The sequence below is a fragment of the Proteus columbae genome, from assembly GCF_002777965.1.
Taxonomy (GTDB): domain Bacteria; phylum Pseudomonadota; class Gammaproteobacteria; order Enterobacterales; family Enterobacteriaceae; genus Proteus; species Proteus columbae.
Map to the genome: position 1 here is coordinate 154,036 of NZ_NGVR01000030.1, position 17,713 is coordinate 171,748.

Annotated in this window: 14 protein-coding genes and 1 pseudogene; 9 read left to right on the top strand and 6 right to left on the bottom strand. The window is 35.9% G+C overall.

Going from position 1 to position 17,713, the window contains the following annotated elements; genetic code table 11:
• Positions 1-9 precede the first annotated feature (9 nt).
• The 4 genes from gpJ to CBE70_RS16570 all read left to right on the top strand — a co-directional run bounded on the left by gpJ (position 10) and on the right by CBE70_RS16570 (position 6,291).
• Positions 10-3,402, top strand: coding sequence for a TipJ family phage tail tip protein (gene gpJ, locus CBE70_RS16555; RefSeq protein ID WP_100160187.1), 3,393 nt, complete (start codon positions 10-12; stop codon positions 3,400-3,402).
• Positions 3,403-3,404: 2 nt separating this feature from the next.
• Positions 3,405-4,451 carry a hypothetical protein gene (locus CBE70_RS16560; RefSeq protein WP_100160188.1) on the top strand — a complete coding sequence of 349 codons (1,047 nt, stop codon included), beginning with the start codon at positions 3,405-3,407 and terminating at the stop codon, positions 4,449-4,451.
• A gap of 36 nt (positions 4,452-4,487) precedes the next feature.
• Entirely contained in the window at positions 4,488-5,855 is a 1,368-nt protein-coding gene (locus CBE70_RS16565; RefSeq protein WP_100160189.1) for a phage tail fiber protein, read from the top strand.
• Between the two features lie 82 nt (positions 5,856-5,937).
• A complete protein-coding gene (locus CBE70_RS16570) occupies positions 5,938-6,291 on the top strand; it encodes a hypothetical protein (protein ID WP_100160190.1) in 354 nt (117 codons plus the stop codon).
• 166 nt (positions 6,292-6,457) lie between these two features.
• On the opposite strand, the gene CBE70_RS18720 is transcribed toward CBE70_RS16570, so the two are convergent.
• Both CBE70_RS18720 and CBE70_RS16575 read right to left on the bottom strand, forming a co-directional pair.
• Complete coding sequence (locus CBE70_RS18720; protein ID WP_215534280.1) at positions 6,458-6,619, bottom strand: YnfU family zinc-binding protein; 162 nt, start codon at positions 6,617-6,619, stop codon at positions 6,458-6,460.
• A 207-nt stretch (positions 6,620-6,826) separates the two neighbouring features.
• Complete coding sequence (locus tag CBE70_RS16575; protein WP_100160191.1) at positions 6,827-8,053, bottom strand: tyrosine-type recombinase/integrase; 1,227 nt, start codon at positions 8,051-8,053, stop codon at positions 6,827-6,829.
• 769 nt (positions 8,054-8,822) lie between these two features.
• Here CBE70_RS16575 and CBE70_RS16585 point away from each other — a divergent pair.
• The gene (locus CBE70_RS16585) at positions 8,823-9,362 is read left to right on the top strand and encodes a hypothetical protein (protein WP_100160192.1); all 540 of its coding nucleotides are present in this window, start codon (positions 8,823-8,825) and stop codon (positions 9,360-9,362) included.
• A 161-nt stretch (positions 9,363-9,523) separates the two neighbouring features.
• Here CBE70_RS16585 and CBE70_RS16590 read toward each other — a convergent pair whose 3' ends face one another.
• Positions 9,524-9,832 carry a helix-turn-helix domain-containing protein gene (locus CBE70_RS16590; RefSeq protein WP_100160193.1) on the bottom strand — a complete coding sequence of 103 codons (309 nt, stop codon included), beginning with the start codon at positions 9,830-9,832 and terminating at the stop codon, positions 9,524-9,526.
• A gap of 344 nt (positions 9,833-10,176) precedes the next feature.
• Positions 10,177-10,685: pseudogene (locus tag CBE70_RS16595) on the bottom strand (DUF523 domain-containing protein).
• Positions 10,686-10,884: 199 nt separating this feature from the next.
• Here CBE70_RS16595 and CBE70_RS16600 point away from each other — a divergent pair.
• On the top strand, positions 10,885-11,304 hold the full coding sequence (locus CBE70_RS16600) for a hypothetical protein (RefSeq protein WP_100160194.1): 420 nt from the start codon (positions 10,885-10,887) through the stop codon (positions 11,302-11,304).
• Between the two features lie 158 nt (positions 11,305-11,462).
• Positions 11,463-12,788, top strand: a complete 1,326-nt coding sequence (locus CBE70_RS16605) for a Fic family protein (protein WP_100160195.1) — start codon at positions 11,463-11,465, stop codon at positions 12,786-12,788.
• A 27-nt stretch (positions 12,789-12,815) separates the two neighbouring features.
• On the opposite strand, the gene CBE70_RS16610 is transcribed toward CBE70_RS16605, so the two are convergent.
• Positions 12,816-13,310, bottom strand: a complete 495-nt coding sequence (locus CBE70_RS16610) for a type VI secretion system baseplate subunit TssF (protein WP_100160196.1) — start codon at positions 13,308-13,310, stop codon at positions 12,816-12,818.
• Here CBE70_RS16610 and CBE70_RS16615 point away from each other — a divergent pair.
• Positions 13,301-14,511 (top strand): IS3 family transposase gene (locus tag CBE70_RS16615; RefSeq protein ID WP_100160197.1). Its coding sequence is split into 2 segments (ribosomal slippage): positions 13,301-13,643 and positions 13,643-14,511, totalling 1,212 coding nucleotides; the frame shifts between segments, so codons are not numbered across the junction. The two genes, CBE70_RS16610 and CBE70_RS16615, sit on opposite strands and share 10 nt — an antisense overlap.
• A gap of 139 nt (positions 14,512-14,650) precedes the next feature.
• Here the strand turns inward: CBE70_RS16615 and CBE70_RS16620 are convergent.
• A complete protein-coding gene (locus CBE70_RS16620; protein WP_036939804.1) occupies positions 14,651-15,169 on the bottom strand; it encodes an Hcp family type VI secretion system effector in 519 nt (172 codons plus the stop codon).
• Positions 15,170-16,188: 1,019 nt separating this feature from the next.
• On the opposite strand from CBE70_RS16620, the gene CBE70_RS16625 reads away from it, so the two are divergent.
• Entirely contained in the window at positions 16,189-17,604 is a 1,416-nt protein-coding gene (locus tag CBE70_RS16625; RefSeq protein WP_100160198.1) for an NAD(P)/FAD-dependent oxidoreductase, read from the top strand.
• The last annotated feature ends 109 nt before the right edge of the window (positions 17,605-17,713 follow it).

Sequence of the window (17,713 nt, forward strand, 5' to 3'; positions counted from 1 at the left end):
GTTCGTATCATGGGTAAAGGTGGTGGCGGTCAAAGAACACCGTATGAGGCACCAAACGATTTAATATCACGTCAAAAAGCTTCATTAATCGATTTAATCAGTGAGGGACCGATTGAAGGTCCTATTCATATTCAAAGCTCTATGGATGATTTAGGGTGTATTTACTTGGATGATACGCCTGTGATAGACGGCTCTGGCAATAGCACGATTAATGGGATGTATGCACAATGGCGGGCAGGGACATTAGAGCAACCGGCAATGAGTGGCTTTACCGCGTCTGCGAATGAAGTGCCGGTGGGGATTGAGGTTAAATATAATTCCCCTGTCACTCGTACTATCACCTCGCCCAATATTGACCGTTTACGTCTAACCTTTGGTACACAAGCTCTGGTTGAAACCAAAGATAATGGTGATCGCGTACCGACTTCTGTTCAATTGCAAATCCAAATTCAGCGCAATGGGGCGTGGATAACCGAGAAAAACGTCACGATTAATGGCAAGCGCTCTAACTCACCTTATTTAATGGCGGTTGTGTTGGATGATTTACCGCCCGTTCCGTTCAGTGTACGCATGATCCGCATCACTCAAGACAGCACTTCGGACAAAATTCAAAATAATACCGTTTGGTCGAGCTATTCTGGGCTGGTCGATATCTCACAAACCTATCCGGGTTCTGCCGTGGCGGGATTAATGTTTGATAGTGAGCAGTTTGGTAATAAATTTCCGCGCCGTAATTATTTAATTAAAGGGCGTATTATTCAGGTGCCGAGTAATTATGATCCAGATAAACGGATTTATTCGGGAATTTGGGATGGCACCTTTAAACCGGCATTTACCAATAACCCGGCATGGATATTATGGGATTTATTAACCCATCCGCGTTATGGCATGGGGAAACGTCTTAATATTAGTGAAGTCGATAAATTCGCCCTATATGCAATCGGTCGTTATTGTGATGAACAGGTTGATGATGGGTTCGGTGGAAAAGAACCCCGTATGACGTGTAATGCTTACATTACGGATATGCGCAAAGCCTATGATGTGATGGGTGATATGTGTGCCATGATGCGCATTATGCCGGTTTGGAACGGACGAACATTAACCTTTATTCAAGATAGACCGTCTGATGTGGTGTGGCCCTATACCAACGCCAATGTGATAGATGGTAACTTTCAATATAGTTTTAGCGCATTAAAATCGCGTCATACCGCTGTCGAGGTTCGTTTTATTGATCCCGATAATGGCTGGAAAACCAGTGTTGAACTGGTTGAAGATGATGCCAGCATTGCCCGTTTTGGACGTAATGTGATGCGCGTCGATGCTTTTGGTTGTACTAGCCGAGGACAAGCCCATCGGCATGGTCTTTGGTTATTAACCACGGAAAAATTAGAGACACAGACGGTTGAGTTTACTGTCGGCAGTGAAGGCTTGCGTCATATGCCGGGGGATATTATCGAAATTGCCGATAACTATTACGCGGACAATCAAATCGGCGGGCGTCTGACACACATTGATTATACCTCTCAAACATTAACCTTAGATCGTAATATCGACACACCCAAAAGCGGTAAATCAAGCGTCACACTTATTAATGCTCAAGGTGAACCGCAATCGTATGAAGTGCTGAGTTACCCCGCATCTAACCAAATAAAGTTAGACAACTTACCGTTAGGGTTACGCGAGGGCGGAATTTGGACGTTAACGCTCCCGTCTTTACGTCGTCGATTATTTCGTGCTATCAGTTTGGCAGATAATGGTGATGGTCGTTTTACGGTTATTGCAGTGCAGCACACACCCGAAAAAGAGGCGATTGTTGATAAGGGGGCTAAGTTTGAACCAAAGCCCGATATGCCATTAGGTGGATTTATTCCACCGGTTGAAAACCTTTCTGTGGATATCGAATCGGATGCGAGTGCGTGGCAAGTGGAGGCGAGTTGGAACACGCCTTATTCCAGTCGAGGAGTCGATTTTTTATTAAAACTTACTACGGGCGATCGCATTGTCGGTACCGCTTCAACCACGGATACGATGTATCGTTTTGGTGGTTTGCCTCAAGGAAATTACGTTTTATCCGTTGTGCCTCAAAATGATCGGAAACAAAAAGGCGAGGTGGCCACAACCTCATTTGCGATTAATCCCCCCCTACCACCGAGTTATATTGAAGTGGAATCAGGTTATTTTAGCTTGGGTATTATTCCGCGTTCCGGTGGTCAAAATAGCCTACGGGCACAGTATGAGTTTTGGTTTTCAGAAAAGCAGATCACGGATATTCGCGAAGTGGAAAGTCGTGCTGAATATTTAGGTGTTAGTTCTATGTGGGTTATTCAAGGTAGAAACCTAAAAGCAGGGCATACCTATTATATTTATGTTCGTAGTGTGAATGCCGTTGGAAAATCAGTATTTGTTGAAGCGAAAGGCGAGCCAGATAGTAACACCAAAGAAATACTTGATGAACTAGACGGCCAATTTATGACAACTGAGGCAGGAAAGCAACTCAGTGAAAAATTAGATTGGAATGCTGAGACAGCGCTCATTCTTAGTAACGCTGATTCTCAATTATCACGCAGTTTGTTAGTGAAACACGGTCAATCACAAGCTGGAATCAAAGAGCTATGGCAAGTCCGTGCAACGGATAACGAAGCATGGGCACAGGAAGTTAAAGAAATTTACTCCGCTGTTGGTGACAACAAATCTGCAATTAAAGAGACTCAAACTTCAATTACCAAACTTGACGAGGCTTTTGGTCAGCGATTTACTGAAATCCGCACAGAAGTTGATAAGGCTCAAGCTGATATTATTGCAAACTCTACCGCCATCTCTAACACAAACAAAGCTTTTGCTGAAAACAAAACACAAGTTCAGGCACAGTTTGACGGGCAGCAGGGCATGATTAACCAGAAAATGCAGGCTGAATTTAGTCAATCTGGTGACGGTGTTGTTACTCATTCAATCAATATCACGATTGTTCATGACAAGGTTAAATATAACGCAGCAGGGCAAGTCATTAGTGCTCAAGTTAAGAATGGCAAACTTGAAAGTTTTATAGGCTACAACGCCAATAATTTTGCGTGGTACAACCCAAGTAACGGAAAAATGGAATTATTCATGTACGTTAAAAACGGCCAGATGTTTATGCGTGAGGCCTTTATTAACGAGGCATGGCTTAATTCCGTTGTTGTTACCGAATATATTAAATCAGGCGATTATGTTCCGGGAAAGAGTGGTTTTTTGATTGATGCTAAAACTAGCAATATTGAAATGAATAAAGGAACGTTCCGGGGTGAATTAGATATAGGAACAAATAAAACGGGTGCGCATACCGTTATCACCAATGAACGGATTGCGGTTTACGGTGCTCAAGGAGAAATTAGGATTGAAATAGGAAAAATAGAAGGGAGATAACCATGTATGGTGTTTATGTTAAACCAGATATAGGCAACGAATATTATTTAGATGCTGATGATAATCAGGTTATGGGGTATTTAGGTTCAGCAAAAATAGGGTGGTACAATAACCATTTCTACCCAATAAATGAAGGGTGGAATACAATGAAGCACAATATTCCTGAATATGAAAAGTACAATATTATTATTATCCCAAGAGTAGTATCTCGGACATACAAAATACCCGGTTCCTATTATTGGTTCTCATCAAATGTAACAGCGTATAATATATCCGATGATAATTTTAATTTTTATGTTGATGAAAGGCCAGCCGGATCGCGAGTAGATTCAGAAGATGACGAAAGAGACCCAGAATTCATGTTTGATTTTTATGGTTACCCAAAATCAAATAGTGAATCATACGGAATACGTCTACATGGAATGAATGGTATTAGTGAATTAACGCCCTCAATGCGAGGGTATTGTGTATTTGCCGACATCGTACAAATAAATGCAGGTAAAGATAATGGCTGGAGAATGCCATCAAATATTACTGATGAAATGAACCCCATTATTTTCGTGAGGCCGAAAAATTCAGGTGCTGTCTTCTCATATAATAAAGCTAGGGGGTTAGTTGTTAGTAGTTCATGTGAAATGTATGTCGTTATATTTTGTACTAACTTTACTTTAACTCCTCCAAAATATGGCATTGTAATTTATAACGATAAAAAAGAAATTACATTTTCATCTAACTACAAACCCATGAAGCTCGGAGAGACAACGCGATTTAGTAATCGAAATGGAGCTTCGTTTTCTAAACTCAAAAAACCAATGATTATTCCAGATGCACAATTCGTTAACTGGAGAATACAGGGAAGCAATAGAGATGATGTTATTTATATGCGAACAGGATTTGGTTTTAGAAATGACGGGAATAATGTCTATTGGGATGACATATACAGTATCAGATCAGAATATGGCGGGCCATGGGGGGCTGATGGCGGTAATGCGTTTAAAATAGAATTTGACATATACGGCATCGAACTCAGCGACTACTTCAATATTTAATTAACTCTTCGTTTATACATCTAGGAAAACATATTCATGATATACACAACAGGTACTGTTAATACAGTGTCAGGGTCTGCTATTGTCAAAGGCACTGGCACTAAATTTAAAAATAATAATCCAGCTATTAATATCGGAATGACTATTTTAATTAAATCGGGAACAACAAATATTCCGTATATGATTAAATCCGTTAATTCCGACACTGAATTAGTATTAGCACAACCGGCATTAGCCACAGCAACTAACACCACATTCTCAATTCATATTACTGAGCCCGACAATAATAGTGATGCAGCTAGAACCATGGTCGCTATTAATAGTTATGTCGAGTATTTTCTCGACTCGATGAATACGTGGATGACTGAAACAGGGCAGACAAAAATTGAGATGCCAAATGGTGAAGTCATCACACTCGATAGCATTAAGAAGATGCAGGTGGATATTAGTAATAAATTTGATAAAAAAGGTGGGGAGATATTAGGTTACACAGCTGTCGATGGATTAATTCAATCACTTCAAGGTAGATTGGGTGGGGTAAAGGATGGTTCTAGCATTAATTTAGAATGCGATGCGGATGGACCACGAATAACATCATTATATCCAAACTCTAGCTGGGGAATCCATAGACTCCCAACTTCTAGTGGCACCTTTATGCAAATCGGCGACTATGGAGTAGGGGGGAATACCATACATATAGATAATTCAGGTTTGAATAATCCACTAACGCCAACTGGTACATATCATCAAGGGGGAGGGCAAAATGACAATTGGTTTAGTACATATGGGACATTAATAAATTTAAAATATAATGATACAAATTCAACTAAAATTTTCTATAGTGGGGATAAAGGTATTCCAACTATTGCATCGAAACATGGCGAATCATTAGTTTGGAATGTTTTATGGGGAACTGGTAACACCACAACAGATCCACAAGGTTTCATCAAAAGAGCCTCCCCCATTATCAATATTAATTCTAACGGCACTTTCACAACTAACGACGAATCTGAGGGCGCAACTGTTACTCGAGTAGCAAAAGGCGAATATCTTATCGAAGGTGTGCTAGGTTTTAACGCTGATGCAGGATGGGGCGGTGTCGATGGTGGTATTGAAATTCCACTCGATGTTAATAAACAACCGTTGATATGGGTTAATTCTAAAGTTAACAAAGACGGCTCTATTCTTGTGAAAACTTATCACCGTACACATCCTAATGTGCCAGAATTTGCCTGTAATGATATTGATGGTTACAGCGACGGAGATCCGATCGATATCCCTTATGGCCGTTTTATTTCAGTTCGTGTACAGATGCCAGAGCAATCAATCTATAACGTAAGAATGCGTGAGATGGAAGAAGCGCAGGAAGCGGAGCGCATAGTTAAAGAAGAGGTAGAAGAGTAATGCTATGTTATATTTTAACTGAAAAGAAATTTTAACCATTTATAATAATTATATTAAATGGAATATTTTATAGGCGCTTTATATGGCAAAAAACAGAAGAGGTAGAAATTTCATGTCAAAAATGATAGCTAGATCAGTTCAGCTATCTAAGGCCGTTTCTGAAGTTCCTTCTGTAACCAAGGAAGAGCTTGAGATTATAAATTCAAAGCCAAGAAATAGAACCGAAGCTAAGCGACAGTTGGCTTTAAAATTAAGGTTACAGAAAAAAGGTTTTTTTGATGATAACTCACTAAAAAACATGGCAGAAAAAGCAAAATTATCCATTACAGTTTCTAATTCTCTTAGGTTTGATGAAGGTAAGGTTGATTCAATAGATACTAACAAAATCTCTGATTCTAATAAGCAATGGCGTGGCAAAACTGCAAATACAAAGTAATAAACAAGAATGAGTATTATGTATGTGGCTTCTGTGTGCTCCAATAATTAAGATGGGAGATAATCTACTTCATATAAAATGGTAATCCTTTATAAGGCACATTTACAAACATGCTGGTTGTTGACGTTCAACTTCTACGGGAATAACCAGCATATTGAGTTTAGTTTTATATTTTATTGAAATAAAACATGTAGCCGCAATTCGGACACAATAAGATTAGGTTTTTCTTAAGTTTATGTTTGTTTTGTTTGGCAACATAAGAACAACTTGGGCAGGTAACTTCTACTAGTGCGTCTTGAAACATTCTTATCACATTAAAAGCTTTCATATCTTTCACCCATTATAGGGATATCGTGATTCAGTGTACGTTACTTTGTACTAAAATGCTCAATTTTTGTTCTTTTATTTGTAGAGTTCAATGTTGATAACTGATTTCTATGACAATGACAGGCATATAGAGCCATTCTCATTTTTAGCATCCCTTATTGTGGGTTACATCTATCCGACAATAAGGAATTTAAATGATATATAAATATTATGCTTTTTTTAGCGACGATAGTTTTTCACACCATGCATCAAGCGTTTCACGTTTTTCTCTTAAATAATCATACCTGTCATAATGTTTCTGAGAAACGCCGGGTCTTTTATGGTTTTGTACCATATCCCTTAACTCAGAACTAATCCCCATCTCTCCAGCCAATGTTTTAAATGTTCTTCTCACATCTCTAGGTGTAAATTTCTCAAACTCATTTCTCTTACAAAATTTATTTAATTGTTTAGCGTATTCAGATGTTAATAGATGTCCTTCTTTCGTTTCAGCAGGGAAAAGATAATTAGATGTTGGATACAATAGCTCTTGGATATTAAGAATATCAATAGCAGGCTGAACCAAAGGGATCACATGATAATCGCCTGTTTTTGAAATGTGAGGTGGAACCGTTAATGTATTGTTCTTTTTATCCCAATTGTCGCGAGTATTAGCCAGAATTTCCCATGGTCTTTGTCCTGCAGAATAAACGCAAAATAGAAATAGACGCGCATAATCTGAGTTAATAGGGCATTCGATGGTGGGTTTATTGAATAGCTCTAATAATAGCTTCAACTCATCCCATGATAAAAATCTATCTAACGCTTTATCTGCACCTTTTTGTCTAGGAACCACAGTGACAGGATTTCGTTCCAATCCATAAATAACACGCTCATTTATTTTTGCTGGATCATTATCGGCAAACAGACCGAAGTTGAATACCGCATGTAGGTTTGCTCTTACTTTGTTCGAACCAGCTAAAGCACCTCGGGAGATAAACTCAGAAAGTATTCTTTTTATATGATCTGGAGTAACATCTTTTGCAGGCATAGAGGCATCAATATGCTTACTACCTAGAACCTGATTTAGTCTATTTTGGGTTTTATCATATGAACGCTTGCCTTGTCGCTTCTGATCTTCAATGTAATCATCAAAAAGCTGTTTTACTGTGGCGTGTTCATATTTAATTTTTTCAGGGGATGATGATTCGGTAGCAGCTGCTACGGATTTTACTGCAGCATCTGCCAGTGATAAATTAGGGTAATCACCAAGCGATATAAATTTCTCCTTTCCATCTTTGAAATAGCGATAGATGAAAACTTTTCTTCCAGATGGATATGTTTTTACACCAAGGCGTCCAGTGCCTCTAGTCGCTGATGCTTGCCAAGTATAATACGCAGATTTCTTTGGTTTCAGTCCTCGTATTTTACTATCAGTCAGTAATACGCTAGCCATAACTAATTTCCATTTACGGGTTGTTTGCGGGTCAAGTAACGGGTCAAGTAACGTAGAAATGATATGAAACTAGCTGAAATCATGCAAGGTATATAAATCCTTATAAATCAAAAAGATGAAATCTTGTGAAATTATATAAAACTCAATGAAATCAGTATGTAACGCCCTTCTAAGCCGTAGGTCACAGGTTCGAATCCTGTAGGGCGTACCATTTCAAATTAAGTAGTTACATTCATTTCAAATTTACTATTTTTCTATCGTGAGACTAATTTGGGACGCAAGTGCCAAAAACAGAGTCAATTTTGCGTGCATATTCAGTTAGGAATGAATAAATCATCTTATAAATACTTGCAGATTTTCTCAGTAATCTTTCCACGAAACTTTTTCGCCAGCTTTACTTCTTTAACTCTCTCTACTTGTTTTTGTGTTATTACTTCAAATTGAACTCCTCCATGCATTTAAAAATTACTTCTAATGCTTCTATATTGGTGTATGGAATATCGGTATACGAGTAAAGAAAGCTAAAGGATGAACTTGAAAATAATATCATTAATGTTCGGGATAATATAATTAAGTAACTAATCTAAAAAATAGCTTAAAAAAGCCAAATATCTAGCAATAGTTTATTTTTTTATTTTGCCGATTTTAATTTTGCTAAAGGTGATTTAAAAAATAATAGTTAAATGTTTTCTAGATTTATAGGTGAATAGTTTTTATAATATATATTAAATATACAGATTTAATGCAAATAATATAAATGGAATAAAATATGCCTTTACCTAACCGATTAAAACCAAGAAAAGTCAGTAAAGCTAAACTCAATGAATTGATCGATTTACTACTTAAGATAACTATTAAAATCGACAATGGTGCAGCTGAAAATGATCCTGAACTTCAAATCATGATGATAAATTGGAACGCACAAGTAGTAACACCTTGTGAGTTTTCAGATTTTCGTGACTACAACTCATGGACAAGTGCAAAAGAGTTTACAAAAATAGCTTTTAACAAGGTGAAGTATTTAGATGACCTGACTTATGAAGAGTTAATTAATATTGTTGATTTCATCTGTTTGGCTGAAGGCAGTGAATCTGAACAATCTTATGCAATGAATTTACTCAAGATAAACTTTAAAGCCTTTTCTTCTGATCTTATTTATTGGCCTGATGAGTATTTTAATCTTGAAGAAGTTGATGATTTATCATCAGAAGAAATAGTGGCTTATTTGATGGAGGGATCTAATCGAAAATTATCTAATGCTCCAGAAATTAAATTAAAATATTCAATCGTTAAGGGGATTAACAATTGATTCTTTATTTTAACAATAAATCAAGCGATTGATTTTATAAATAGATGATGTTTTATTTAAATAAAGCAAGATGAAAAATTGCGGTATATTTTAACTAGATATAGTTAAAATACTAAATCAGATAGCGCTAAACAATATCACTAAACAACATCACTGTATTTTTATCTAAGATTGCGGCGCTTCTTATTTCTTAATACAAAAATCTCATTTGATGATAAAGCTGTTTCAGTCCAAGCATTTAGCATTGGTGACATTATTTCAGGTGTAACTAACAAGCTTTGTGGCGATATTCCTAATATTAAAGCAATAGCAATAAGCTGATCGACGGTTATTTTTATATGTCCATTTTCTAAACGTGAATAGTGTTGTTGACTGATACCAAGCCTTCTCCCCATCTCGATACCTGTTATTTTCAATTGCTTTCTTTTCTGTTTAATTCGCTGACCTACAACAATATTAATTGAACTCATATCAACCCCTCTTTTTAAAAGAGATTACCGTAAAAATACTTAAAGATCGATATTAGCGATCAAAAATAGATTATTGATAGTTATTATCTATCGGTTTTTATTTATTAAAAGATTTAAACCGTTTTACCTAAATCAAATAATTAGGTAGATTACATTAGTTTTTAGCAGTATTTTTGTTTGTTAATGACGAAATAGGAGTGTTAATTAAGAATAATATGAGTTAATTGAAGATTGGTAAGAATGGAAGGCTCCATTTTGAAGAGCCTGTTTGAAGTATTAGATGAAAATAAGTTAGTGTTATTCAAATAGTTATTTGGTTAATCTATTAGGTATTCGGATTTTTATCATAAAATAGTATTTTCTTTATCCCAGTTTTCCACCCAATCAATTAATTCCTCCAACTGATTTTCAGAAAACACCTTTATATCATGTTGACGTAATAAGGCTGTTGCAACACCTTCACCTTGTTTTATCACACCTGAAAAGTTGCCATCATAGATATATTGGCTACCACAGGTTGGGCTTTTATCGGTTAATAGGGCAACAATACAGTTGGAATCTAAGGCTGCACGTAGAGCAAGCCATGCTGCAAGTTGGTAATGTGCAGTTACATCGTTACCTGAACTTTCAATCACTTTTGCACTATTTTGCATAACTTGATCACCATTAGATCCTGATATTTCAGCCGAGGCTCTAGGTGTTGGTAATCCTGCTGCAAGTTCTGGGCAATGGATCACTAATCGTTGCTCTTGTTGCCACTGTTCAAGTACTGTATTTAATCGTGCTTTTTCTGTGCCGTTAAACGAACTTTAAATCCCATCAGGCAAGCACTAACGAGTATTTTATTTTTCATATAAATTTAGTGATTTTACATCCACTTAATGAGATATGTGTTTTGATAGAATTTATATTCTCGAACGTCATCGTTCAATGCATTTAGAGGATACTATTCTGTTTAAGCACAAAAAGTCACGGTATTTCAGTACTTATAGGATTATTGTGATAAGGTTTCAAATAGAATATTAATAATGCTAAAGAAGTAGGAAGAAGATATGAAAAAAGGATATTGGATTGCATTATTTCTACTGACCTTATTTTTTATTCTTATTTTTTGGATATTAAAAGATATCAAAAATACAAAAGAAAGAGGTTATACCTATACTAAATATAATATTTTTTCTTATTATTTGAATACTTCATCTGTGATTAAATCAGTACCTAGAATATCAAATGATTATTTCTTTACTGGTGATGGAATTATAGATAAAGACTTTAGAGATGGTAGTGTGACATTTTGTTTTATTAACGATTGGAATAAGGCGTATCAACAATTAAGAGAATATACCGATAAATTAGACTTTCCAGTTTATTATGGAGATCCTAAATTAAGGGACGATGAACAATATCTTCAGATTTATAAATATGATAATTGCTTACATGTTAATTATTCTGAAAATTATGCTGGATATTAATTGTTAGCATTAAGATATTAATGTCATAACTAAGTACTTGTTTGTCACATTATTAAGTTTTATAGGTCTAGAGTGGAAAATACTGTTTTTGCGTATTGACCTTGAAGGATATTTACTGCCATACTTATTTCACATCAAATTTTAAAAATTGAGGTATTATGGCAAAACATCCTGTAGAACAATCACCTAGGGTTGACTATGAGACTTTAGATTTTTCTAAAATCAGTCCATACCTCAATAAATATGGAATTGTTGATGAAAAAGGAAGGTACTTGCCTTGGTATAAATTGAGATGGAGAGTGCCAAGTAAAGAAGCTCAAAATATTTGGTATGCAGTAAAATTTCTCAGAGATCAAATAAAAAAAGGAATAGGCTTATTTGATAAGAATGGCAATGAGTTTTCCTTTTGTATTCCTGATTTACTAGAACCAAAGCTTCATAAAATTGTGCAATTTGGTACTAGCAAAATGACTGCGATTGCAGATCCTGAAGCATCAATCAACATTCAAGAAAATTATTTGGTATCTTCGTTACTTATGGAAGAAGCCATTACAAGTGCCCAATTAGAAGGTGCTGCTACGACGAGAGCTGATGCAAAAAAAATGCTAGAGGAAGAATTAACCCCTAGTACCCCTGATGAAAGAATGATCCTTAATAACTATATGTTATTAAGACTCGCTGATAAGCGAAAAAAAGAACCCTTAACAAGGGATTTGTTATTAGAATTTCATAGTATTGCAACTCATGGCGTATCAGAAAATGACAATATTCCGGGTGAGTTTAGATGTAGTAATGATATTTATATAGGAAATGATGATAATCCTTTATATTATCCACTAAACTATAAAGAATTAGAAACGAGACTAGAGTTATTATGTGATTTTGCTAATAAAGAACATAATGGTGAGAATAGTAATAAATTTATACCTCCTGTTATTAAAGCGATTATTCTCCATTTCATGCTGGGTTATGAACATGCCTTTAGAGATGGTAATGGTAGGACGGCGAGAGCGATATTTTACTGGTTCATGTTGAAAAATGGGTATGATATATTTGAATACATATCAATAAGTAAGATAATCAAAGAAAATCATAAAGATTATGGAATGTCATATCTTAGTGTTCAAAAAGATTATGGCGACTTGACTTATTTTATTGATTTCAATATTAGTGTTATTCTAAATGCAGTTGATGAATTACAAGAATATTTAAGAGTAAAAACACAAGAATTCTATGATGTTTCTAATATCTTAGATGAGTCAAAATACAAATTTAATTTTATTCAAAAAGATCTTATTAAAAAAGGCATTAAGGAACCCGGGCATATATTTACAGTTAAATCTATTATGAATATATATGGTGTTAGTGAGAATACGGCAAGAAAATTACTTAGAGATCTAGAGAAAATGAAATTATTTCTCTCAATAAAAGAAGGACGTACTACTCATTATATAGCTCCTGCTGACTTGAAAAATAAACTATAAAAAAGCCCTTTAAGGGCTTTTTTGTAATTATAATAATGAATTATAACCTTTTAGTGGAGAAGGTGATAAAAACCATTTTATTTTTTCATCATCTTTAAATTTAATTTTCATTTCCAATAACATATTCTCAGATAAGCAAAATGGAAAGAAATGATAAAGATGAGAAACAAAGATAAACGCATCACCTTCATTATCAAAATAATCAGTATCTAGTATTAATGTTAAAGATAAACAACGATGGGGCTTACCTTTTAAAATATAATCATAAGTCTGACTATTTAAATCAATGCAGCCATCCAAGGATTTTTTTATTTTTCTTGTGACTTGTTTATCTAATTCTGCATAAATTAAATAATCACTTAACATATTTTTTATTGTTGTAATAGACATTAACATAAAAGCATTAGCACTATAATGTGACAACAAATGCCAATAACACTTATCATCAACAATAGGTGGTGACCCGTCCTGAATAAGGTTGACACTTTTCCAATCTGAAATTGGAGAGTGTAATGAAACCAATCACTAAACGAACTCAACGCGATTATTCTCTCGCTTTTAAATTACAGCTTGTTGACCAAGTTGAAAAAGGCGAAATAACCTATAAACAAGCCCAAGATCACTATGGTATACAAGGATGCTCTACTGTTTTAGTTTGGCTTCGTAAGCATGGTAGGTTAGATTGGTCAAACGGTACCCCTGATACTTTTTATAGAGGTTCAGCTATGACCCAATCTTCTGAACAACAAACGCCGGAACAACGCATTAAGCTCCTTGAAAAGGAACTTGAAGAAGCTCGGCTTAAATCCGATTTCTTCGAAGCGGTGGTTAAAGTCATGGATAGAGACTTTGGAGTTCGTTTGTCAAAAAAGCGCAAAGCCGAGTTATTAAAGAAAAAACGGTTAAAAACCTCACCGTAACAATTGCTTGCCGTTTTATGCAGATCAGTCGACAGGCTTATTACAAGAGACTGGATAGAACTGAGGAACGGAAGAAAGCCGATTCAACTATTATTGATGTTGTTAAATCTGAACGAGTCTTACAACCTCGACTGGGTGGGCGTAAATTACATTTTATTTTAAAGCAAAAACAGATGGTTATTGGTCGTGATCGGCTATTTTCTTTATTGAAAGAACATCAGTTACTGGTGCCTAATAAACGGGCTTATCATCGAACAACCTTAAGCCATCATCGTTTTCATCGGCATCCAAATTTAATTAAGTCAGGGGTTATCCCCACACAACCAGAACAGCTTTGGGTGGCAGATATTACCTATTTATCGACGCATGAAGGTGATACTTATTTAAGTTTAATTACGGATGCGTATTCACGAAAAATCGTGGGATATCATTTAGATAACAATATGAAAACAAGTTCAGTGAAGAAATCATTGGTTCAGGCGTTAAAAAAACGGACTTCGACAACTTCGTTAACCCATCATTCAGATCGAGGAATACAGTATTGTTCTTCGGAATATCAGGAGATACACAAAGAGCATAATATTCAATGCTCTATGACTGATGGGTATGATTGTTATCAAAATGCCTTAGCAGAACGAATTAATGGAATATTAAAAATGGAGTATCTACTAATAAAACCGAGTAATTTGGGACAAGCAAGAAAATTAGTAGAAGAATCAATTCAACTCTATAATGAAAAACGACCACACTTATCATTAAACTATAAAACGCCCGATGAAGTACATCGAGCGTTTTATGCCTGAAAAGTTGTCAACCTATATCAGGACTAGTCAGCAAACATCATTCGCTCCAATATCCACTGAGCAAGCTACCGCTTGTTTTGTCCATTAAGAAAAGGCAAAGAAACACCCACACACCTTAGTGTGCAGGTGAAAAGAAGGATTAACCTTCGAGTGGTGCACGCCAGTCGTCAGAGCCAGAAGTGCCTGCAACCGTGTGTTCCCAATCAATTTTGCGATAAGACAGGGAGACTTCGATTAACTGTGTGAAGTCTGATTTTGCTGGATCTTGGCAGTGAGGCATTTGGCAATCGATGTTGACGATAGTCGCATCGGTTAATGTGGTGGTGAAGAAATGCTCTTGTTTCCCTTCCACCGAAGTGCGGTACCATTTTAACGTGGTTTTCGGCAGCATTTCGCCTGAGGCTAATGCGTTATACAGCAGAGGAACGGCTTTATTTAACGCCACAGTAAAACGGAAAGGTTTATGGGCGCGTTGGCCTGAAGGCTGACCGGATTGTGGATCAGTCGGTACAGTGACAACGTGAGAAAATGCTTGCACCAGCATTTCATCTTCGTGGCCTTGAACATAAATATTACCGACGGATTCGGCGGTAAATGCACCCGCAGTGATATTACCTTGAGTTTTCCCTTCGATAGAGATATAGCATGGAGTTGGCATGGCAAGTCCTTAATTTACAATGAATAATCGTTTCTCAACAAAATCATTTTGTTGAAGTCCTTTCGATAAAAATCAGCCAGTGCGCACTGCGATTTGATAAGAGTAGCTTAAGTAATTTTAAAAAGAAGTAAAGGAAGGGGCAGGGAGAAAAGGCGTTGTATCCTCGTAGGATAAGTGACTTCGCGTAAAATAATTGTTCACACGATATTTACTGCTTTCGCATCTTGTAATAAGTGTATTTACTTACATTATTCACTTTCGTAAATGTCCGAAATATCGCTAAAGCCAGTCTGTTCTAATGTACATGGATTTTTAATATGTAACAAAATGTGTATTTTGTTTCAAATTGTAATGGCGTTGATTTATAAGGAGAAAATCAGTCCGCTTTTATAAAAACAATCAAAAAAAGATTTATTCTGTTATTGGTTTAAAAATGAACACTTAATATTTAGTTATGTGTAGAGATAAATATAATCTTAAGTATGGTCATTTTAACTACCTCCTTATTTTCCTCTGAATAACCATCAAATAACCATCAAATAACCATCAAATAACCATCAAATAACCATCAAATAGCCAGCCCATTGTTATATTTCTTATCATTATCTGCTTGCTATGTGCTCAGTTTATTGTCTGAGTAACATTAGTGATTTTGTGGATTATTTGTTAACCAATTTATTTGGTTCAACTTATTTATTTGCAGTTTGAATGAGTCATAAACCCATATTTAACAAATAGGCAGTAGATCTTTAATAGTGAAAAATTTTATCTTTTGACAGAAAAACCAAGAAAACAACTAGCTGAATATGCTTTCATTTTACTTAATGTGCTTAAATAATCGATAAAAAACAAAATGATGATTAATCCCCTTCTTTGCATAAGTAAATTAAATAGTACGGATTTTTAAGAAAAAAACAGACGAAAAAATTTACAAATACTTTACTAATACTTTACAAATGAAATAAGATATCGTTATTATTTTAATGCTAATAATTCATTGAGTAAAAGGAACGTGTAAAATGGCGATATCTAGAAGAAAATTTATCATTGGTGGAACAGTGGTGGCTGTCGCTGCTGGTGCGGGTATTTTGACACCAATGTTAACTCGCGAAGGGCGCTTTGTTCCGGGTACGCCAAGACATGGCTTTGTTGAAGGCACTGAAGGTGCTTTACCAAAACAAGCTGATGTTGTTGTTATTGGTGCTGGTATTCTTGGTATTATGACAGCAATTAACCTTGTAGAACGTGGTTTATCTGTTGTAATTGTTGAGAAAGGTAATATTGCGGGTGAGCAATCTTCAAGATTTTATGGTCAGGCAATTAGCTATAAAATGCCAGATGAAACGTTCTTGTTACACCATTTGGGCAAACATCGCTGGCGTGAAATGAATGCGAAAGTAGGCATTGATACTACTTATCGTACACAAGGGCGTGTTGAAGTTCCTCTTGATGAAGAAGATTTAGTTAACGTAAGAAAATGGATTGATGAAAGAAGTAAGAATGTTGGCTCCGATATTCCATTTAAAACCAGAATTATTGAAGGTGCTGAATTAAATCAACGTCTTCGTGGTGCGACAACAGATTGGAAAATTGCTGGCTTTGAAGAAGATTCTGGTAGCTTCGATCCAGAAGTTGCAACCTTTGTTATGGCTGAATACGCTAAAAAAATGGGTGTTAGAATTTACACTCAATGTGCGGCTCGTGGCTTAGAAACACAAGCTGGCGTAATTTCTGATGTTGTAACTGAGAAAGGTGCAATCAAAACTTCTCAAGTTGTTGTTGCTGGTGGTGTTTGGTCGCGCTTATTTATGCAAAATCTTAATGTTGATGTTCCAACATTACCTGCATATCAGTCTCAACAGTTAATCAGTGGTTCACCAACGGCACCGGGTGGCAACGTCGCTTTACCGGGTGGTATTTTCTTCCGCGAACAAGCTGATGGTACTTATGCAACTTCTCCTCGTGTTATTGTGGCGCCTGTCGTGAAAGAATCCTTCACTTATGGCTATAAATATCTGCCATTATTAGCATTACCTGATTTCCCAGTGCATATTTCTTTAAATGAACAATTAATCAATTCATTTATGCAATCAACGCATTGGAACTTAGATGAAGTTTCTCCGTTTGAGCAATTTAGAAATATGACTGCATTGCCAGATTTACCTGAGTTAAATGCTTCATTAGAAAAATTAAAAGCAGAATTCCCTGCCTTTAAAGAATCGAAATTAATTGATCAATGGAGTGGTGCAATGGCTATCGCACCAGATGAAAACCCAATCATCTCAGAAGTTAAAGAGTATCCAGGTTTAGTCATTAATACTGCAACAGGTTGGGGTATGACAGAGAGCCCTGTATCAGCAGAATTAACCGCTGATTTATTACTGGGTAAAAAGCCTGTTTTAGATCCAAAACCATTTAGTCTTTACCGATTCTAATTAGGCTAAAATGCAAAAACCCTCTTAATTGAACTGCACCCCAAAAGTTGGACACCAACTTTGGGGTGTTTTTCTATGGCTAAATATTCTCTTGATTTTAAACTCAATG